The organism is Enterobacter sp. BWH64, assembly GCF_001037645.1.
GTDB classification, from domain to species: Bacteria; Pseudomonadota; Gammaproteobacteria; order Enterobacterales; family Enterobacteriaceae; genus Enterobacter; species Enterobacter hormaechei_C.
This window is the reverse complement of record NZ_KQ089922.1, coordinates 1,572,621-1,591,464: the sequence shown is the minus strand read 5'-3', so window position 1 is coordinate 1,591,464 and position 18,844 is coordinate 1,572,621. Positions and strand designations below refer to the sequence as shown.

Annotated in this window: 19 protein-coding genes and 1 other RNA gene; 6 read left to right on the top strand and 14 right to left on the bottom strand. The window is 56.3% G+C overall.

What is annotated here, in order from left to right; translation table 11 throughout:
- Positions 1-51: 51 nt before the first annotated feature.
- Entirely contained in the window at positions 52-663 is a 612-nt protein-coding gene (locus SK50_RS07530) for a membrane protein YczE (protein WP_015571261.1), read from the bottom strand.
- Positions 664-747: 84 nt separating this feature from the next.
- On the opposite strand from SK50_RS07530, the gene SK50_RS07525 reads away from it, so the two are divergent.
- Positions 748-2,169, top strand: coding sequence for a MocR-like transcription factor YczR (locus SK50_RS07525; RefSeq protein WP_048229261.1), 1,422 nt, complete (start codon positions 748-750; stop codon positions 2,167-2,169).
- 70 nt (positions 2,170-2,239) lie between these two features.
- Here the strand turns inward: SK50_RS07525 and SK50_RS07520 are convergent, their stop codons facing one another.
- From SK50_RS07520 to ffs, 3 genes are all read right to left on the bottom strand, one after another.
- Positions 2,240-2,455 (bottom strand): hypothetical protein, encoded by a 216-nt coding sequence (locus SK50_RS07520; protein WP_023303197.1) that lies wholly within the window; start codon positions 2,453-2,455, stop codon positions 2,240-2,242.
- Positions 2,452-2,703 (bottom strand): hypothetical protein, encoded by a 252-nt coding sequence (locus SK50_RS07515; RefSeq protein WP_006809862.1) that lies wholly within the window; start codon positions 2,701-2,703, stop codon positions 2,452-2,454. The genes SK50_RS07520 and SK50_RS07515 overlap by 4 nt, the downstream gene beginning before the upstream one ends.
- Positions 2,704-2,950: 247 nt before the next feature.
- Positions 2,951-3,047, bottom strand: an RNA gene (gene ffs, locus SK50_RS23115) — signal recognition particle sRNA small type.
- A 170-nt stretch (positions 3,048-3,217) separates the two neighbouring features.
- Between ffs and SK50_RS07510 the strand changes: the two genes are divergently transcribed.
- Positions 3,218-3,529, top strand: coding sequence for an MGMT family protein (locus SK50_RS07510; protein WP_003859016.1), 312 nt, complete (start codon positions 3,218-3,220; stop codon positions 3,527-3,529).
- 37 nt (positions 3,530-3,566) lie between these two features.
- Here SK50_RS07510 and SK50_RS07505 read toward each other — a convergent pair whose 3' ends face one another.
- Positions 3,567-4,094: a YbaY family lipoprotein gene (locus tag SK50_RS07505; protein WP_045344594.1), complete on the bottom strand. Its 528-nt coding sequence runs from the start codon at positions 4,092-4,094 to the stop codon at positions 3,567-3,569.
- 203 nt (positions 4,095-4,297) lie between these two features.
- On the opposite strand from SK50_RS07505, the gene tesB reads away from it, so the two are divergent.
- On the top strand, positions 4,298-5,158 hold the full coding sequence (tesB, locus tag SK50_RS07500) for an acyl-CoA thioesterase II (RefSeq protein WP_015571264.1): 861 nt from the start codon (positions 4,298-4,300) through the stop codon (positions 5,156-5,158).
- A gap of 95 nt (positions 5,159-5,253) precedes the next feature.
- On the opposite strand, the gene amtB is transcribed toward tesB, so the two are convergent.
- The 5 genes from amtB to SK50_RS07475 form a co-directional block, all read right to left on the bottom strand.
- Positions 5,254-6,540, bottom strand: a complete 1,287-nt coding sequence (gene amtB, locus SK50_RS07495; RefSeq protein WP_015571265.1) for an ammonium transporter AmtB — start codon at positions 6,538-6,540, stop codon at positions 5,254-5,256.
- Between the two features lie 35 nt (positions 6,541-6,575).
- The gene (gene glnK, locus SK50_RS07490) at positions 6,576-6,914 is read right to left on the bottom strand and encodes a P-II family nitrogen regulator (protein WP_006809867.1); all 339 of its coding nucleotides are present in this window, start codon (positions 6,912-6,914) and stop codon (positions 6,576-6,578) included.
- 211 nt (positions 6,915-7,125) lie between these two features.
- Positions 7,126-8,907, bottom strand: a complete 1,782-nt coding sequence (locus tag SK50_RS07485; RefSeq protein ID WP_015571266.1) for a SmdB family multidrug efflux ABC transporter permease/ATP-binding protein — start codon at positions 8,905-8,907, stop codon at positions 7,126-7,128.
- A complete protein-coding gene (locus SK50_RS07480; RefSeq protein WP_017383197.1) occupies positions 8,900-10,654 on the bottom strand; it encodes a SmdA family multidrug ABC transporter permease/ATP-binding protein in 1,755 nt (584 codons plus the stop codon). The genes SK50_RS07485 and SK50_RS07480 overlap by 8 nt, the downstream gene beginning before the upstream one ends.
- 30 nt (positions 10,655-10,684) lie before the next feature.
- A complete protein-coding gene (locus SK50_RS07475; RefSeq protein WP_015571267.1) occupies positions 10,685-11,143 on the bottom strand; it encodes an Lrp/AsnC family transcriptional regulator in 459 nt (152 codons plus the stop codon).
- A gap of 115 nt (positions 11,144-11,258) precedes the next feature.
- On the opposite strand from SK50_RS07475, the gene SK50_RS07470 reads away from it, so the two are divergent.
- Positions 11,259-12,305 (top strand): PLP-dependent cysteine synthase family protein, encoded by a 1,047-nt coding sequence (locus SK50_RS07470; RefSeq protein ID WP_017694408.1) that lies wholly within the window; start codon positions 11,259-11,261, stop codon positions 12,303-12,305.
- A gap of 41 nt (positions 12,306-12,346) precedes the next feature.
- Here SK50_RS07470 and cof read toward each other — a convergent pair whose 3' ends face one another.
- A complete protein-coding gene (gene cof, locus SK50_RS07465) occupies positions 12,347-13,165 on the bottom strand; it encodes an HMP-PP phosphatase (RefSeq protein WP_017383195.1) in 819 nt (272 codons plus the stop codon).
- A gap of 101 nt (positions 13,166-13,266) precedes the next feature.
- Between cof and SK50_RS07460 the strand changes: the two genes are divergently transcribed.
- Complete coding sequence (locus SK50_RS07460; RefSeq protein WP_045344596.1) at positions 13,267-14,967, top strand: SgrR family transcriptional regulator; 1,701 nt, start codon at positions 13,267-13,269, stop codon at positions 14,965-14,967.
- 66 nt (positions 14,968-15,033) lie between these two features.
- Entirely contained in the window at positions 15,034-15,729 is a 696-nt protein-coding gene (queC, locus tag SK50_RS07455) for a 7-cyano-7-deazaguanine synthase QueC (protein WP_045344597.1), read from the top strand.
- Between the two features lie 62 nt (positions 15,730-15,791).
- Here queC and SK50_RS07450 read toward each other — a convergent pair whose 3' ends face one another.
- The 3 genes from SK50_RS07450 to ppiD all read right to left on the bottom strand — a co-directional run bounded on the left by SK50_RS07450 (position 15,792) and on the right by ppiD (position 18,688).
- Complete coding sequence (locus SK50_RS07450; RefSeq protein WP_017694410.1) at positions 15,792-16,190, bottom strand: YbgC/FadM family acyl-CoA thioesterase; 399 nt, start codon at positions 16,188-16,190, stop codon at positions 15,792-15,794.
- A 97-nt stretch (positions 16,191-16,287) separates the two neighbouring features.
- A complete protein-coding gene (locus SK50_RS07445) occupies positions 16,288-16,668 on the bottom strand; it encodes a helix-hairpin-helix domain-containing protein (protein WP_017383193.1) in 381 nt (126 codons plus the stop codon).
- A 148-nt stretch (positions 16,669-16,816) separates the two neighbouring features.
- Positions 16,817-18,688, bottom strand: a complete 1,872-nt coding sequence (gene ppiD / locus SK50_RS07440; protein ID WP_017383192.1) for a peptidylprolyl isomerase — start codon at positions 18,686-18,688, stop codon at positions 16,817-16,819.
- Between the last annotated feature and the right edge of the window lie 156 nt (positions 18,689-18,844).

Genomic DNA, 18,844 nt, shown 5'->3' with positions numbered 1-18,844 from the left:
TCTCTATTCTGACACAGTTACGCCATCATAGCCTGTGAGCGCTTCGCAAAATTAAACAATCCGCTCCGGCCGCGCGGCTTTCTGAATGCGCGGTCCCTGACGAAACCACGGCAAACAGAGCTGGATCAGCGGGCCGATGGTTAATGCATACAGTACGGTTCCAACGCCAAACGCTCCCCCGAGGAGGTAGCCGACGATCAACACGGTCACCTCGATCGCGGTACGCACGCTGCGGATCGACCAGCCCAGCCGGGCATGTATGCCGGTCATCAGACCGTCGCGCGGGCCTGCGCCAAAACCCGCGCCGATATACATCCCGGTGGCAAGGGCGTTAACCACAATGCCGGAAACCAGCAGGGTGATGCGCACGGGCAGCGAGGTGAGCTCAGGGATCAGCGCCATTGACGCATCGGCCGCCAGACCAATACAAATCACATTACTGATAGTACCCAGTCCCGGCAGCTGACGCAGCGGGATCCACAGCAGCAGCACCGCGGCCCCGGTTAAAATAATCACCGTGCCGATGCTCATCCCGGTCTGGATGGCGACGCCAAGGTGAAAGACATCCCACGGGTCGACACCCAGATCCGAACGAATAAACATCGCGGTTGAAAGCCCGTACAGGCCTAAACCGACATAAAGTTGTACCAGACGACGTACCATTTTCTCTTCTCCGAAGAACCAGGTTCCATCTTCGGTGAAAATGGCACTATGATTAATGTCCAGTTTTCAAATAGTGGACTGCACATGTCATCACGTCGTTTTGGAAGCCAGTCTCTGGTACGCCTGTTAGGGCACTGGCAGCAAGCCTCTTCCCGCACCCCGCTGTGGCGCCAGCTGGCTGACGCGTTACGCCTGTTAATTCTGGATGGCAGGCTGGCGTTAAACACGCGCCTGCCCGGAGAGCGGGAACTGGCCGCCGCTCTGAGCGTAAGCCGCACCACCATCAGCAGCGCGCTGGCGCATCTGCGGGAAGAGGGTTATCTGGAGAGCCGTCACGGCAGCGGTTCGCGGGCGATCCTGCCAGACAGCCGCGCCGTGCCCACGCTTTCTACTGCCAGCGCGGCGCTGGATCTCTCAACCGCCGCGCTCAACGCGGGGCCAGAGATCCACCAGGCCTACGCCCACGCGCCGACGGCCATCACGCCGAATCTGGCGCTGACCGGGTACGATCAGCTTGGGCTTCCGGCGTTGCGTGAAGCTATCGCCGCCCGCTACACCGCACGGGGTCTGCCCACCCGGGCAGACGAAGTGATGGTGGTGAACGGCGCCGTCAGCGGCTTCGCCCTGATCTTAAGAATGATGACCGGTCCCGGGGATCGCGTGGTGGTGGATCATCCCACCTACCCGCTGGCGATAGCCGCTATTGAGGGGGCGCTATGCCGGCCCGTGGGCGTCTCGCTGCCTGAAACGGGCTGGGATACCGATGGTTTTGCCGCAACGCTTGCCCAGACCGCCCCGCGTCTGGCCTATCTGATGCCGGATTTTCATAATCCGACCGGACGTTGCATGGATGCCGTGACGCGCCAGACCATAACCGACATCGCCGCGCAGACCCGCACCACGCTGGTGGTGGATGAAACCATGGTCGATCTCTGGTTCGATGCTCCCCCGCCGCCGCCGCTGGCCGCCTTTAACCCGGAGGCCACGGTGATGACGCTGGGTTCCGCAGGCAAAAGCTTTTGGGGTGGGCTGCGTCTCGGCTGGATCCGCGCCTCGTCACGCACTATCGCCACCCTCGCGCAAACGCGCGACACGCTGGATCTGGGCTCTCCGGTGCTGGAACAGCTGGCCACGCTGTGGCTTATCGAAAACAGTGCAACCTTCCTGCCTGCCCGGCGGCAAATGCTGGCAGAACGGCGCGACCGCTGCGGCCAGATGCTGCGGGAACATTTCCCCGAATGGCGGTTTCAGGAAGCGGAGGGAGGGCTTTCATACTGGATTGAATTACCCGGCATGCTGGCGACACAGCTGGCGGCACGCGCCGAAACGACAGGCATCATTATGGGCACCGGCACGCGTTTTGGAATATCAGGCGCGTTTGACCGCTACCTGCGTATGCCCTTCTCACTCAGTTCACCAGAACTTGAAGAGGCATTATTGCGGATCAAACCGCTGTGGTGTGCATTAAATAAAAGTGTAGCGCCAGTAAAACGGAGCCTGGTGTAAATTATTCGCCAGAAACAATAAAAACTGCTGACTGTATCGCATGCAGTCAGCAGTTTTCATGAAGAACAACTTAATGTTGAGGTGGAATCGGGAAGCCTTTCAGCGAAATAATGAAATTACCCCCTTCTTTCTTTATTTTTGCACCGGTATCACACCAGTCAGACGCAATACGAAAGAACTCATCACTTCCTACATTCCAGCCAAGACGAACATGTTTCACGTAGCCGGAACGTAACAGATTGCAGGCCTCGTTGTAGTCACTGGCAGTCGATAGTTGTTGTTTCATTTTCTCTTCTTCAGAAGTTTACGTAGTGCTTTGATTTCTTTAGGAGTAAATGGAGTTACGCTCTCTTCTTCCGTATGCTGATTATCAACATCCTCTTCCGATACTCCCGCCTCTTCTACTGCTTCAAATGCCAGCAGCAGCAGTTTCTCTGTGGTCACGCTTAAATTCTCATTATTGTCTTCCGCATAGTGGCGAAGTCTTTCTTTTAGCGCTTCATCAATTTTAACGTTTAAAACCGCAGTAACCATGATTGTCACATCCTTTCGGAACACGTGTTTAATTTAATACACGAAGATAAGTTTGTTATCCAGATATATATTTTTTAGCTTATGGCAGAATAAAGGCATCGAAAAATAAAATGACAGTCTATTATTACAGGTTTATGACATTATTATTTCAGTTAAATGAAGGTTGCATTACAAAAAATACAATAGTCACATAATTTAGAAGGTTTATTCAGGGGAACGACTGGAGAGGAGCTCAAATGGGTGGGGGCCCTGCCAGCTACATCCCGGCACCCACGTCGTCTGCCCTGGCTGCTTCCTTCCGGACCTGACCTGGTGAACAGAGTAGCGTTGCGGGAGAACCAACAGAGCCCCCATTGAGAGCGTTGATAACCAACGCGCTGGCGCATTATCCCTGCGGAGCACCTCAATTGCAAGCCGCTGGCAACCGGATGCTGGATTATTGCGCAAACTGCCCCGACAATCTTCTTTATCTTCGTATAACATTACCCTTCGCTGATTTCCCGCAGGAGAAACAATGGACGAACATGACACTTTCCCACAGCGAGTGTGGCAAATCGTAGCCTCGATCCCGGAAGGCTGTGTCACGACCTATGGGGAAGTCGCCCGGCTGGCGGGTTCTCCGCGCGCGGCGCGTCAGGTAGGCGGCGTGCTGAGGAGGCTACCGGAAGGAAGCACGTTACCGTGGCACCGGGTCGTCAATCGCCATGGCGCCATTTCCCTCACCGGGCCAGACTTGCAGCGCCAGCGTCAGGCTTTACTTTCAGAAGGGGTGCAGGTGTCCGGGGCAGGACAAATTGATATGCAGAAGTATCGCTGGGAGTACTGACGCCCTCTCCCGTCAACATGGAGAGGGCGAAAGAGAATTACAGCTGTGTTGGCGGTGTAGGCAGAGTCGGCTGATTGTTCTGCGTTGCAACAGGTACTTCAGTTTGCTGCACCGGTACCAGGGTCAGGTCGATTTTGGTGCCGCCTTTGTTGACCGCTTCCTGCACGGTATCGGTGATAAAGACCAGCTTATCGTTGATCGTTACCGCCGCGCTCAGGAGGATACGCGCATTGGGTTGCACGTCAGACGGGTTGTACGGCAGCACAAAGCTGAACGGCGCCTGTTTACCCTCTGTACGAACCGCGCGCTGCGCAAGCACTTTGGACGGCGCATCCGCCAGGGAAGCATCAGACAGCGTGACCGTTAAAACCGCATCCGGCGGCAGCGCAACCTTCTGTTTGATCCAGATCGTACCGGAAACATTTGGCTGCTGAATAGCTTGCTGTGAAAGGGTGTTAATCCCGTTTGCGTTTGCTGTTGGCACCGGTACATCGGCACTCTTACCAGCACAGGCGGACAACGCTACCGCAATTGCTACACCACTGAGCATAGGCACGAGTTTCATTGAAGTCTCCTTATCATCAATGCACCAGCGGGATCGATCCCATCTGATGTCGTTTTATTCACATAACGAATACAAGTGTGGCACAAATCACGGATTTATGCCTAATTTCGTCCGGATATTAAGATTATTCTACCCATCGGACCACTTTCATTTCTGGGTTATACTCAGCGTATCTTTCGCCACGGCGTTTATTGAGGACCACTATGAGTCAGGCACTGAACAATCTGCTGACATTACTGAACCTGGAAAAAATAGAAGAAGGGCTATTTCGCGGACAGAGCGAAGATTTAGGCTTACGCCAGGTTTTTGGCGGCCAGGTCGTGGGGCAAGCGCTGTATGCCGCCAAGGAGACCGTCCCGGCAGACCGTCTGGTGCACTCGTTTCACAGCTACTTTTTACGCCCCGGTGACAGTGCTAAACCGATTGTTTACGACGTGGAAGTTCTGCGTGACGGTCAAAGCTTCAGCGCCCGTCGCGTGGCGGCCATCCAGCATGGCAAACCCATCTTCTACATGACCGCCTCGTTCCAGGCGCCAGAGCCGGGCTATGAGCATCAAAAAAAGATGCCGTCTGCCCCGTCGCCGGACGATCTGAAATCGGAAACCGAAATTGCCCGCGCTCTCGCGCATCTGCTGCCGCCGCAGGTAAAAGAGAAGTTCCTGTGCGATAAACCGCTGGAGATCCGCCCGGTCGAATTTCATAACCCAATGAAGGGGCATACCGCTGAGCCCGCCCGTCAGGTGTGGATCCGCGCCAACGGCAGCGTACCCGCAGATTTACGCGTGCATCAGTACCTGCTGGGGTATGCGTCGGATTTCAACTTCCTGCCGGTTGCGCTACAGCCGCACGGTGTGGGCTTCCTCGAAAAAGGGATGCAGGTAGCCACAATTGACCATTCCATGTGGTTCCACCGTCCATTCGATATGAATGAATGGCTGCTTTACAGCGTGGAAAGTACCTCTGCGTCCAGCGCGCGCGGCTTTGTACGCGGGGAGTTTTACACTCAGGATGGCGTGCTGGTGGCTTCTACCGTGCAGGAAGGTGTGATGCGTAATCGCGGGTGATGTAAAAAGCCCGGTGGCGCTGCGCTCACCGGGCCTGCGAATTGTGCTTTTTCAGGCCGGGTAAGGCGAAGCCGCCGCCCGGCAAGGCACTCAAATTATGCGTTATAGGCATTCTCGCCGTGGCTGTTGACGTCCAGGCCTTCGCGCTCCTGCTCTTCCGGCACGCGCAGCCCAACGGTCATATCAGCCAGCTTGTAACCGATAAAGGCCACAACACCGGACCAGACAACGGTGATCGCGATGCTTTCCAGCTGTACCAGCACCTGATGCATCATGGTCACGCCTTCTGCGTAACCCACACCGCCCAGAGATTGGGCAGCAAAGATACCGGTCATGATACAGCCGACGATGCCGCACACACCGTGTACGCCGAATACATCACACGGATCGTCAACGCGCAGAACACGTTTCAGTGCGGTAACGCCCCACAGCCCCGCCAGTCCTGCGACGATACCGATCAGCAGCGCACCGCCCACGCCCACGTAACCGCACGCTGGTGTAATACCTACCAGACCGGCAATAGCCCCGGAACAGGCACCCAGCAGCGATGGCTTGCCGCGAACGGCCCACTCGCCAAATACCCATGAGAGGATAGCGCCGGCGGTTGCCACAACGGTATTCACGAAGGCCAGCGCGGCGATTTCGTTAGCGGCGCTGGCTGAACCTGCGTTGAAGCCGAACCAGCCAAAATAGAGGATGGCGGTGCCGGTAAAGACCATCGGCAGATTGTGCGGCTTAAATGCTTCCTTCCCGAAGCCCACGCGCTTACCAATCAGGTATGCGCCTACCAGACCTGCTACCGCGGCGTTGATGTGCACAACGGTACCGCCCGCAAAGTCCAGCGCGCCATGGGAAGCCAACAGACCACCTCCCCAGACCATATGCGCAATCGGGATATAGGAGAGCGTCAGCCAGACCACCACGAAAATCAGTACCGCAGAGAAGCGGATACGCTCAGCCAGCGCGCCCACAATCAGCCCCACGGTGATGCAGGCGAATGAGCCCTGGAACGCGACATGAATATACTGATAAAAACTGCCCATCACCGCGGTCAGTTCGATATTTTTCAGCATCGCCCAGTTAACGTTGCCGAAGAAGGCGTTGCCCTCCCCGAAGGCCAGCGAGTAACCGTAAACCACCCACAGCACACACACCAGCGCGAACGTGACGGCAACCTGCGTCAGCATGGAGAGTACGTTCTTGCCGCGGATCAGGCCGCCGTAAAACAGCGCGATCCCCGGAATCGTCATGAACAGCACCAGCGCGGTGCAAATCATCATAAAGGCGTTATCGGCTTTGTCTGCCACAGCAGGTGCAGCCATTGCCAGGCCCGGCAGCAGTGCCAGCGAACCCAGACCTGTTTTCATTGTTGCTTTCTTCATTTTCTCGATCCCTATCACTGTGTGCCAGGAGTTACTTACAACGCCGCTTCGTCAGATTCGCCGGTACGGATGCGAATGACGCGCTGTAGTTCGGCAACGAAAATTTTGCCGTCGCCAATTTTTCCGGTGTAGGCTGCTTTGCTGACGACATCAATCACCTCATCAAGCTGATCGTCGGCAATCGCCACATCAATCTTCACTTTTGGCAGGAAGTTAACGCTGTATTCCGCCCCGCGATAAAGCTCGGCATGACCTTTCTGACGCCCAAAGCCTTTCACTTCGGTGACAGTCAGTCCCTGAATACCCATGGAAGACAGCGCTTCACGCACGTCTTCGAGTTTGAATGGTTTGATTACCACCGTAACCAGCTTCATATATCCCCTCCAGTCAGAATTCGGTAATGGCCGCAGCTAACACGAAAGGGATATTGCAAAGGGTGTGCCAGAAGTGAAAGGTGAGGAGGAAAGCGCCGCGGCGCGGATGCGCCGGGAAGAGGCGAAAAAAAACGCACCATGGCAGTGCAGGGTGCGTTTCAGTTTTGCACCAACGGTTAAGTCTGTTAGCGCATTGCCTTGTTATGGTGCATCAGGCGCTGAGTGACTCTTCCTCGCGCGCGCTGGCGGCCAGTTCGTCGCCTGCCAGCTGCAACTGATACATCTGCCAGTAGCGTCCTTTTGCCTCAAGCAGCGCTCTGTGCGTCCCCCGTTCAACGGCCTGGCCACGGTGCAGCACCAGAATGGTATCGGCATCGACGATGGTTGAGAGGCGGTGGGCGATTACCACCAGCGTAGTGCGATCCCGCACGGCAGCCAGCGCCTGCTGGATCGCCTGCTCGGTACCGGAGTCAATGCTTGCGGTCGCTTCATCCAGAATTAACACCTGCGGCGTCTCAATCAGCACGCGCGCCAGCGCAAGAAGTTGCTTTTGCCCGACCGAGAGATTATTGCCCTGCTCACCCAGCCGGGTATGGATCCCCTCGCTTAACCCGCGCGCCAGATCCGCAAGCTGTACCGTTTCCAGCACCTCCCATACCTGCTCAGGCGTGAAAGGTCGTCCCAGCGTCACGTTGGCATAAAAGGTATCCGCCAGTACCACCGGATCCTGCTGCACCATCGCGACGCCCTTACGTAACGCGTTGTGGCTAAGCGCGGCAAGCGGCCGTCCGTCCAGACGGATCTCCCCCTGCGTCAACGGATAGTAGCCCATCAGCAAACTGGCGAGCGTGCTTTTGCCGCTACCGGTATGCCCAACCAGGGCGACAAAACCGCGCGACGGTACCTCGAGGTTAATATCCTGCAAGACAAGCTGGTCGTCGCGGTAGGCAAACGAGACATGATCAAACGCTATGGATCCACTTTCCAGCGGGCGTTCGTCATCGCCATAGGTCTGACGCGGCCTGTCCATCAGCTCGAATACACGTTCGCCCGCGACCACTGCCTGTTGCAGCATCGATTGCTGCGTGGTGAGTTCAATCAGCGGTTCGTTAAGGCGTCCAAGGTAGCTGATAAATGCGTACAGTACCCCCACCTCGATGGTTCCGCGCGTCGTCAGGCCAAACAGCATCAACAGCCCGCACAGCACCAGCGCAGAGAAGAGGCTCAGCAGCGGGCGTAACAGGAAGCCATCCAGCCGTAACGTCTGCATCCGCGCCATATAGTGCGAGCGGCTGGCTTCTCCCATTCGCTCGCCAAAACGCGCCTGCTGGCGAAACTGCTGGATAACGCTCATGCCGTTGATCACTTCGTTGAAGCCATCATTGATATCTGCGAGGTAAGCGCGCACGCGACGAACAATCGGCGTGCTGTAGCGCTGGTAAATTACCATCACAATCAGCACCGCCGGGAAAATAGCGATCGCCACCAGCGCCATACGCCAGTCCAGGCTGAACATCGCCACCAGCATCGCGCCAATTAACGCGGCACTGCGCAGAACCGTTGCGACAACGGTTACATAGAGGTCGCGGATCACCTCGGTGTCATTGGTGACGCGCGAAATAACCTGTCCGACCGGCTGGGTATCAAACTCGCTCAGCGGCTGGCGCAGCGCGGCATCCATCACATCCGTGCGTAGCTGCTGGACCACGCCCACGGCGGCCCGGTTAAACAGCAGCGACTGCGCATAGTGCAGCCCCGCCGCCGTCAGCTGTAGGCCGACATACGCCACGCCCAGCCCCGCCACCAGCCCCAGCGGCAGATAGTTTTTCGCCACCATATTGTCGATGAAATAGCTGATAAGCAGCGGACCGGTCACCTCCGCAATCGCGGCGATCCACAGCAACAGCACGGCGATGGAAAGCGGTTTGCGCCACGGTGAGCCATAGGCCAGCAGCCGTTTTAACGTCGGCCACATCTGTCCAAACTTACGCATCGGCGACCTCCTCATCCAGCGCGGCTTCAAGCTGTTGATAGCGGTACATATCCCGATACCATCCGGTCTGCCCGGCAAGCTGCTCATGCTGACCACGCTGAGCAATATGCCCGTGCTGAAGCACCAGAATTTCGCTGGCTTCGGTAAGGGCCGACAGACGGTGCGCGCTGATGATGACCGTGCGCCCCTCTCCCCACTGGCGAAGGTTATGCAAAATTTGATGTTCAGTACGTCCGTCAACCGCGGACAGCGCATCATCCAGTATCAGGATCTCAGCGTCCAGCAGCAGCGCGCGGGCAATAGAGATACGCTGTTTTTGTCCGCCGGAGAGCATAACGCCCCGCTCCCCCACTTCCGTGTCGTAGCCCTGCGGCAGGCGCAGAATATCCTCGTGGACGCTGGCCAGACGCGCCACGTGCTCGATCTGGTCTTGTGTCGCCGTCGGACACCCGAGCGCGATATTGTTGGCAATGGTGTCTGAAAACAAAAACGGCGTCTGGCTGACGACCGCCAGGCGGCTGCGCCAGTCATCCAGCAGCAGACGTGGCAGAGGGACGTCGTGGAAACGGATATCGCCTTCGCTCACGTCAAAATGGCGCTGAATCAGTGACAGAATGGTGCTTTTACCGGAACCCGTCGGGCCACAGATGCCCAGCATCTGACCAGGACGCAGCGTGAAACTGACGTTCTCAAGCACCGGATGTTCCGTTTGCGGGTAGATAAAGGCGCGGATATCAGCCTTGAGAATACCCGGACCTTCCGGCACCGGCTCGCTGCCATCGTTCACGACCGGCACTTCCGCCAGCATGGCGCGGATACGGCTGTAAGCGGCGCTCCCGCGTTCAACGATATTAAACATCCAGGCCAGCGCCAGCATCGGCCAGATCATCAGCCCAAGGTACATCGCAAAGCTGGTTAACTGCCCGAGGGTCATCGTGCCTTGCACCACCATCCAGCTGCCGCCGCCCACTGCCAGCAGGTTCGCCATGCCAATCGCAATATAAATTGTCGGATCGAAACGGGCATCAATACGCGCCACGCGCATGTTTTTCGCGCCGGTATCGGCAGCGTCGGCGGCAAACAGCGCGGACTGGCGGTCTTCCAGACCAAACGCTTTGATCATGCGGATGCTGGTCATGCTCTCCTGAGTGCGATCGTTCAGCGACGAGAACGCCGCCTGCGCCAGCTTAAAGCGTTCATGGAGCTGCTCGCCGTAGCGGTTAATTGCCAGCGCCATCAGCGGCATCGGCAGCAGCGCCAGCAGCGTGAGCTCCCAGCTAATTTGCGTAGACATCACAATCAGTACCGCACAGCCCATCACCAGGGAATCCACCAGCGTTAGCACCCCTTCACCGGCGGCAAACACCACGCGGTCTACATCGTTAGTGGCGCGGGCGATGAGATCCCCGGTACGGTGACGCAGATAAAACTCAGGGTGCTGGCGGCTCAGCTGGCGGTAAAAGTCCTCGCGCAGCTCAACGGCAAGCTGATAGGACGCGCCGAACAGCAGCACGCGCCAGACATAACGCAGCAGGTAAACCACCACGGCCGTCAGCACCAGCGTACCGCCCCACATCATCACCCGTGCGGCGGTGTAATGTTGTTCCGTAACGCCATCCACGACGTAACCCACCACTTTGGGCGGGATCAGTTGCAGAATGGCAATGATAATAAGCAGGGCCACCGCGCCGAGGTAGCGTTGCCACTCCCGACGAAAGTACCAGCTTAATTGGGCAAATAATCGCACGCGGTCTTTTCCTGAAGGTATTTTAAGAAGTTATTCAATGGGTAACGCTGTGGTGTATTTAATCTGTTCCATGGCGAAACTGGAGGTGACATCGGACAAGCCTGGTACGCTATTGACCAGCCGCTTGTAGAAATCATCGTAGCGCTTCATGTCTGCCACCTGAACGCGCATCAGATAGTCGTATTCCCCCGCCATGCGCCAGAAGCCGAGCACTTCGGGCATGTCGGAAACCTGGGTGACGAAGCGGCAGTACCATTCGCTACTGTGATGCTGCGTTTTTATCAGGACGAAGGCGGTCAGTCCAAGCCCCAGTTTTTCGGGATCCAGCAACGCCACGCGTCCCAGCAGAATGCCATCATCTTCCAGCTTCTTGAGGCGCTTCCAGCACGGTGTGGTGGTCAGATTAACGGCATCTGCCAGCGCCTGCAAAGAGAGGGTGCAGTCGCTTTGCAGCAAAGAAAGCAGCTTACGATCAATTTTATCTAACATAGCCACCTCGAAGAGAAAATTATTCTCCTTACATTCTATTTTAAAGGTCAGATAGCAACAATTTTTTCTGTGCTTTTCGCTATGCTGGGCACAAAATGACAAACGGATAACTACGATGAATAGCACCTGGGTTAAACATGCCATCAGCGAAATAAATGCCGACTATCAGCGCTCGGCAGACACCCACTTGATCCGCCTGCCTCTGCCTGGATTTCCCGGCATTCAGCTTTACCTGAAGGATGAAAGCACCCATCCTACCGGCAGCCTGAAGCATCGCCTGGCGCGTTCACTCTTTTTATACGGTTTATGTAACGGCTGGATTAAAGAAGGCACCACGATTATTGAATCGTCGTCCGGATCAACTGCCGTCTCCGAAGCCTACTTTGCCCGCCTGCTGGGCCTCCCGTTTATCGCCGTGATGCCCTCCTGCACGGCGAAACGTAAAGTCGAACAGATCGAATTTTACGGCGGACGCTGCCACTTTGTGGAAAGCGCCTGCGAAATCTATGCGGCCTCCGAAATGCTGGCCCGCGAACTGAATGGTCACTATATGGACCAGTTTACCTTCGCCGAGCGCGCCACCGACTGGCGCGGCAATAATAACATTGCGGACAGCATTTTCCGCCAGATGACCCACGAGCCGCATCCTGTTCCCTCTTACATTGTCATGAGCGCGGGCACGGGCGGAACCTCCGCCACCATCGGACGTTATATCCGCTGTCAGGGTTATGATACGCAGCTGATGGTAGTTGACCCGCAAAACTCGGTGTTCCTCGATTACTGGCAATCCCGCGATGCCAGCCTGCGCAGCCCCGTGGGGAGCAAGATCGAAGGGATTGGTCGCCCGCGCGTCGAACCCTCGTTCATTCCGGACGTTGTGGATGAGATGCTCCGCGTGCCGGACGCCGCCAGCGTCGCGACGGCGCACTGGCTGGAGACACAGCTTGGCCGTAAAGTCGGGGCTTCCACCGGCACCAATATGTGGGGCGCGCTACAGCTGGCCGCGAGGATGCGCGAAGAAGGCCGTACCGGCTCTGTCGTCACGCTGCTGTGCGACAGCGGGGAGCGCTACCTGGACACCTATTACAACGCAGAATGGGTACAGGCCAATATTGGCGATGTAGAACCGTGGAAAGCGCAGATTTCACAGCTGGTGAAATAAAAAAAAGCCAGGCTTTAGCCTGGCTTGCTGGAAGGGTCTCACTATTCGGGGGAATATGGGAGGTTATTTTTGTCCAGCCAATGCGTCAAAAAATGGGACACCGCTTCGTTACGACAGTGTCCGATAACCGGTAAATGCGGGAGCGCGGCGATAAGTTGCGGCATCGCGTTCCCCATAATCAGTCCACGACCCACGCTGCTCAGCATCTCGTGGTCGTTCATGGCGTCACCAAAGGCCATACAGTCCTGCATCGTCAGCCCCAGATGATCGCTCAGCACCGCCAGCGCAGATCCTTTGTTACAGCCCACCGGCAGCACTTCAAGGCAGTCCACCGCCGAGAAGGTCAGGTGCGCCCGGTCGCCCAGCGCCTCGTTAAGCTGAATACGCAGGCGGCAGAGATCGTCGTGATCGCCACAGAAGCAGATCTTGGTCACCTTGTGTGCCGGAATGCGGCGCAAATCGATAAGCTGATATTTAAAGCCGCTGTAAACGTGAGCGTGCAGCAAGGCCGGGATCTCACGCCCGGTAAACCAGCCTTCATCATTAAAAACATGCACGCTGGCCTGCGTATCCCAGGTGCTGTGCAGGACAATGTCCGCCACTTCCGGATTCAGATCCTGACGGTGCAGCATATTGCCGTCGACGGAGTGAATGCGCGTCCCATTGCCGGTGATCAGGAACGCATCGAGGGCAAATGTTCCCAGCAGATGGCGCATCTCGAGAACATGACGACCAGTGGCAAACGTCAGGGTGACTTCACGCTCGCGCAGGCGCTTAAGTGTGTTCAGGGTTTTCTCCCCTAAACGGTGATCCGGCATTAACAGCGTGCCGTCCATATCAAATGCAGCGAGCCGAGCCATAATTACTCCCGAAATGTGATGCGGTTAACTTGTGCATCAGTATTACGTGAGATATACGGAAGTAATAGTGAATAGATGATAATTATTGTTCCGGGTTTTTCATGCGCCAGCTTAATCGTCTTAACCAGTATCAGCGTCTGTGGCACCCCTCCGCCGGCGCACCGCAGCAGGTTACCATCAGTGAACTTGCCAGCCGCTGCTTTTGCAGCGAGCGACATGTTCGCACCCTGCTGCGCCAGGCGCAGGAGGCGGGCTGGCTAAGCTGGCACGCCCGCTCCGGACGAGGTAAGCGTGGGGAATTACGCTTTCACGTCACCCCGGACTCGTTGCGTAATACGATGATGGAAGAGGCCCTGAAAAGTGGACAGCAGCACAACGCGCTGGAGCTGGCCCAGCTCGCGCCTGAAGATTTGCGATCGCTGCTGCATCCGTTTATGGGCGGGCAGTGGCAGAACGATACGCCGACGCTGCGTATTCCCTACTATCGCTCGCTGGAGCCGCTTCAGCCGGGGTTTCTCCCTGGCCGGGCGGAGCAGCATCTGGCGGGACAGGTATTCTCTGGTTTGACGCGTTTTAATGGTAACAGCAGTGAACCCACGGGCGATCTGGCGCATCACTGGGAAGTCTCCGCTGACGGCCTGCGCTGGCATTTCTACATTCGCTCCACCCTGCACTGGCATAACGGCGATAAAATAGAGACGGCACAGCTCCGGCAAAGCCTGACGGCGCTGTTATCGCAGCCCGGCTTGGGCACGCTTTTCCGCAGCGTCTTACGTATCGAAACCACGCATCCGCAGTGCCTGACGTTTATTCTCCATCAACCTGACTACTGGCTGGCGCACAGGCTGGCAACCTACTGTAGCCGTCTGGCGCATCCCGATTACCCCGTGGTGGGTAGCGGTCCCTTCCGGCTGAGCGTTTTTGAGCCTGAACTGGTGCGTCTGGAAAGCCACGAGCAGTATCACCTTGGCCATCCGTTGCTTAAGGCTATCGAGTACTGGATCACGCCCCAGCTTTTTGACTACAGTCTGGGCACCAGCTGTCGCCACCCGGTGCAAATCGCCATTGGCGAGGCCGACGAGCTGGCCAGCCTGCGGCTGGTGAGTAACAGCACCAGTCTGGGCTTCTGCTACCTCACGCTGAAACAGAGTCCGCGTCTGAGCGAACTTCAGGCAAAGCGGCTGATTAATATCATTCACCTCTCAACGCTGCTGCACACGCTTCCCCTGAACGAAGGGCTCATCACCCCTACCGAGGAACTGCTTCCCGGCTGGGCGATCCCCCAATGGCCTGATTTAACCGACGTTGCGCTGCCAGAGGCATTGATGCTCGTCTACCACCTGCCGGTTGAGCTTCACACCATGGCCAGCCAGTTAAAAGCATACCTTGCGCGGCAGGGTTGTGAACTGACCGTCATCTTTCACGACGCCAAAACGTGGGACGGGTGCCAGCAGCTTGCCGATGCAGACATCATGATGGGAGACAGACTGATTGGCGAAGCGCCAGCGTACACGCTTGAGCAGTGGCTCCGCTGCGATGCGCTCTGGCCGCATCTGCTGAGCGCACCGGCATACGCCCATTTGCAGGCCACGCTGGATGCGGTGCAGACGCAGGCCGACGAACGTGACCGACACGCAGGACTTCAGGCTATCTTCAGCCGGTTAATGGAGACAGCCGTCCTGACGCCACTCTTTAACTACCAGTATCAAATCAGCGCGCCTCCGGGCGTCAACGGCATACGCCTTAACACTCGCGGCTGGTTTGACTTCACCGAAGCCTGGCTTCCTCCCCCAAACGCGTGAAGAAGCTGGTCGCCGCTTTAGCCAGGCGTTAACATGACGCTTTTACTGTAACTGTCGAGATGATCTATGAAACGTGCCGTCGTCGTGTTCAGCGGAGGACAAGATTCCACAACCTGCCTGATTCAGGCGCTTCACCAGTATGATGAAGTGCACTGCGTCACTTTTGATTATGGTCAGCGTCATCGCGCTGAAATCGATGTCGCTCGTGAACTGGCCCTCAAACTGGGCGCCCGCGCTCATAAAGTGCTGGACGTGACGCTGTTAAATGAACTGGCCGTCAGCAGCCTCACCCGCGACAGCATTCCGGTGCCTGATTACGAACCGGATGCCAGCGGCATTCCGAACACCTTCGTACCGGGCCGCAACATTCTCTTCCTGACCCTGACGGCGATCTATGCCTACCAGGTGAAAGCCGAAGCGGTGATCACGGGCGTGTGTGAGACCGACTTCTCTGGCTACCCGGACTGCCGGGATGAATTCGTGAAAGCACTCAATCACGCCGTCGATCTGGGAATGGCAAAAGAGACCCGCTTCGAAACGCCGCTGATGTGGCTGGATAAGGCTGAAACCTGGGCCCTGGCCGACTACTGGGGCAAGCTGGATGTTATTCGCAACGAGACCCTGACCTGCTACAACGGCATTAAAGGGGACGGCTGCGGGCAGTGTGCCGCCTGTAACCTGCGCGCGAACGGTCTGAATCATTATTTTGCGGATAAAGCGGGCGTGATGGCCGCGATGCAGAAAAAGACCGGGCTGAAATAAGGGCTACCTGACCGTGCTGTCGAACGGTAAGTGTCGACAGCACAGTTATTCCTGAACATTTCTTACGCGATCATCAGCTCCAGCTTTTCGCGCAACTCCCCTTCCAGCGGCAACGCTTTCTGAGTTTTGAGATCTATACAGACAAAAGTGATCAGCGCATCGGCCACCACCTGCCCTTCTGGCTCCAGCGTAACGACCTGGCTCAATACACCACTTTTGCCATTCAGTTGTTGGACCTCACTGGTCACGGTGAGCACATCCCCCAGCACTGCCGGGCGGCGGTAGTTAATGTTGATATTGACGACCACAAACGCGATGTTGTGTGCGGTCAGCCACTGGAAGCTTTCGCTGTTCTCCAGGCCGTCCCAGCGCGCCTCTTCAAGAAATTCAAGGTAGCGGGCGTTATTGACGTGCTGGTAAACATCGAGGTGATAACCACGGACTTTGATTTGTGTCTGCATAGCGCAATAGCCTTTCGTTGTTATAGGTTTAGAGGTCATAACTGGTATGACCTCTTTATCCTGGCAAATTTTTGCCGCAGTGCAAGTGATTACGCGATTACAGCGTCAGGTGTGCGAGATTGCGCTCAACCAGCGCGCTGCCCATACCCGGCACCTGCTTGAGATCGTCAAGGGTTTTGAAAGGGCCATACTCTTCACGATAGCTGACGATGGCCTGCGCTTTTTTTAGACCCACACCATTCATAACGCGAGCAAGATCGTCCGCAGAGGCAGTATTGATACTGACCCGCGTACCCTCGTCCTCAATGGCTTTCGTGCTGGCCGTCGCGTTGGCTTTAACATGACCTTGTGACGTTGCATCGGCCTGGTTTTGTGCAGCCTGCGCTTTAACCGAGGGGGACGCCGCCAGCGCGCCCGCACTCATCCCGGAAGTGGCAATAGCCAGTGTAATTAACAGTGCTTTGATTCCACATTTCATGCTGTTTTCTCCTTGTTTGTTGACAGCCACGCCACGATAACCGCACGGGAAAACAGGGACAAACAACAGATTGCAGAAATGGAAAAGGCCGCGAAAGCGGCCTTTAGTTTTTGCAGAGCGTTACTAAAATCTGCGAGCAGATACGTAATTATTGCTCCTGAGTGACCACATCACCCAGTTTGATTTTGGCTTCTTTACGCAGGTTGCTCATCATCGCTTCGAAAGCAATCTGGGCATTGTTCTGGGTAATTCCCTGAACCATGGCCTTCTTCTGCGCGTCTGGCAGCGTACCGGCTTTTACTTCATCCAGCGCCAGAAGCACCACGTTACCCTGCATATCGGTCGTGGTGCCAAAGACAGGTTTGTCTTTCGCCGGCAGGCTCAGGCCAAACGCCGCCTGGCTGACAGGATCCTGACCGGTACGGCTCAGCGTTTTTGCTTCGCCAAAGCTCAGGCCAGCCGCTTTCAGCGCATCGTTCTTACCGGCTTTCAGATCGGCCAGAATTTTCTCTGCATCCAGTTTTGCCTGCTGTGCCGCTTTGTTGTGTTTGACCAGCGCCACCACCTGATCTTTCACTTCCGCCAGGGGCTTCACTGCCTCGGCTTTGTGCTCGCTGACGCGCAGTACGAACGCACGGTCACCGTCAACGGTAATGATGTCTGAGTTGCTGCCCGGCGTACCGTTCTCACCGACCAGACCACCATTGAAAATGGCATCTGAAACTGGTTTGAAGTTCAGTTCTTCCGGCAGGTTTTCGTGGCTGAACCAGCCCGTCTCAACCGCTTTAACGCCAGCAGCCTGCTCAGCACCCGCCAGTGATTCATTGTCGTTGCTTGCGGCATCGCTCACTTTCTGTTGCAGAGCATAGAAGGCGTCCAGCGCTTTCTCCTGCTTCACTTTCGCAGCGATATCATCACGAACGTCAGCCAGCGGCTTGGTTTTCGCCGCCACAACATCGTCCAGACGCGCCACCAGGAAACCAACGGAGGATTTGATTACACCAGACAGTTGGCCTTTCTCTTTCAGGCCTGCATTTTTCAGCTCGTCCGGGGTAGTGGACTCTTCCAGCCAGCCCATATCACCGCCGTTTTTGGCAGAAATAATGTCGGTGGATTTTGCTTTCGCTAAGGTGGCGAAATCAGCGCCTTTGTTCAGCTCGTCCAGCACGGCTTTCGCTTCTGCTTCCGTTTTGGTCTGGATCACGCTGTAACGGTTACGCTGCGGCTGAGTGAACTGATCCTGATGCTGGTCGTAATAAGACTGGATCTCGGCGTCAGTCGCGTTTTCCTGCATCGCAGCTGCATCCAGCTTGATATAGCTTACGCGGAACTGTTCCGGAGAGATGAAGTTGTTCTTGTTTTGCTCGTAGTAAGCATTAACTTCAGCGTCGCTAACCTGCTGTTTCGCTGCCAGTGCGTTGACATCAATCGTCGCTTCACGCACCACGCGTTGCTGCGCCACCAGTGCCGCCAGCTCTTCAGTTTCGCCTTTCAGCATGAAATCGGTGCCCACCACCGCGTTGATCAGCTGTTGCGTGGTCAACTGGTTACGCAGCGCCTGAGCGTACTGGTCAGCCGTCATACCCATCTGGTTAACAATGCTGTTGTAACGCGCGTTGTCGAACTTCCCATTAGACTGGAAAGCCTGCGTCGAGAAGATGGCTTTTTTAACCTGCTCATCGCTGATGCCCAGACCGAGGCTTTTCGCGTACTGATCCAGCAGCGCTTCGTCGATAAGGCGGTTCAGCGTCTGCTGACGCAGGTTTTTCATATAGCCTTCGTTGGCTGCAAGTTCAGAGTATTGGTCGCCCAGTTGCTGCTGCATGCGGTTACGTTCACCAGCAAAAGCGTTCTCGAACTGCCCACGGCTAATTTCCTGGCCATTCACTTTTGCGGCGTAGTTCGCGCCACCGCCGATGAGGTAACTACTCACACCGGTCAATATGAACGACACGATAATGATACCGAAAATAATCTTGAGCACGAGACTGTTAGCAGCCGTGCGTAAGCTGTCCATCATGGTGTAACAACACTCCGCTGTAGGTGACTGGTTACCTGACGCTGACGGAAAATCCTGACCGTCGCGCGTAAAGGCGTATTGTGACAAGAAAACAGGGCAATTGTCAGCCCACAACTCGCATAAACTCGCACAAATCAGGTCTGGACAAACAAAAAA

Coding starts and splice junctions, on each gene's coding strand:
- SK50_RS07460 (WP_045344596.1), top strand. CDS start 13,267: ATGCGCCAGCTTAATCGTCTTAACCAGTATCAGCGTCTGTGGCACCCC.
- ppiD (WP_017383192.1), bottom strand. CDS start 18,688: ATGATGGACAGCTTACGCACGGCTGCTAACAGTCTCGTGCTCAAGATT.
- queC (WP_045344597.1), top strand. CDS start 15,034: ATGAAACGTGCCGTCGTCGTGTTCAGCGGAGGACAAGATTCCACAACC.
- amtB (WP_015571265.1), bottom strand. CDS start 6,540: ATGAAGAAAGCAACAATGAAAACAGGTCTGGGTTCGCTGGCACTGCTG.
- cof (WP_017383195.1), bottom strand. CDS start 13,165: ATGGCTCGGCTCGCTGCATTTGATATGGACGGCACGCTGTTAATGCCG.
- SK50_RS07510 (WP_003859016.1), top strand. CDS start 3,218: ATGGACGAACATGACACTTTCCCACAGCGAGTGTGGCAAATCGTAGCC.
- tesB (WP_015571264.1), top strand. CDS start 4,298: ATGAGTCAGGCACTGAACAATCTGCTGACATTACTGAACCTGGAAAAA.
- SK50_RS07445 (WP_017383193.1), bottom strand. CDS start 16,668: ATGAAATGTGGAATCAAAGCACTGTTAATTACACTGGCTATTGCCACT.
- SK50_RS07505 (WP_045344594.1), bottom strand. CDS start 4,094: ATGAAACTCGTGCCTATGCTCAGTGGTGTAGCAATTGCGGTAGCGTTG.
- SK50_RS07525 (WP_048229261.1), top strand. CDS start 748: ATGTCATCACGTCGTTTTGGAAGCCAGTCTCTGGTACGCCTGTTAGGG.
- SK50_RS07470 (WP_017694408.1), top strand. CDS start 11,259: ATGAATAGCACCTGGGTTAAACATGCCATCAGCGAAATAAATGCCGAC.
- SK50_RS07475 (WP_015571267.1), bottom strand. CDS start 11,143: ATGTTAGATAAAATTGATCGTAAGCTGCTTTCTTTGCTGCAAAGCGAC.
- SK50_RS07485 (WP_015571266.1), bottom strand. CDS start 8,907: ATGCGTAAGTTTGGACAGATGTGGCCGACGTTAAAACGGCTGCTGGCC.
- SK50_RS07520 (WP_023303197.1), bottom strand. CDS start 2,455: ATGAAACAACAACTATCGACTGCCAGTGACTACAACGAGGCCTGCAAT.
- glnK (WP_006809867.1), bottom strand. CDS start 6,914: ATGAAGCTGGTTACGGTGGTAATCAAACCATTCAAACTCGAAGACGTG.
- SK50_RS07515 (WP_006809862.1), bottom strand. CDS start 2,703: ATGGTTACTGCGGTTTTAAACGTTAAAATTGATGAAGCGCTAAAAGAA.
- SK50_RS07530 (WP_015571261.1), bottom strand. CDS start 663: ATGGTACGTCGTCTGGTACAACTTTATGTCGGTTTAGGCCTGTACGGG.
- SK50_RS07450 (WP_017694410.1), bottom strand. CDS start 16,190: ATGCAGACACAAATCAAAGTCCGTGGTTATCACCTCGATGTTTACCAG.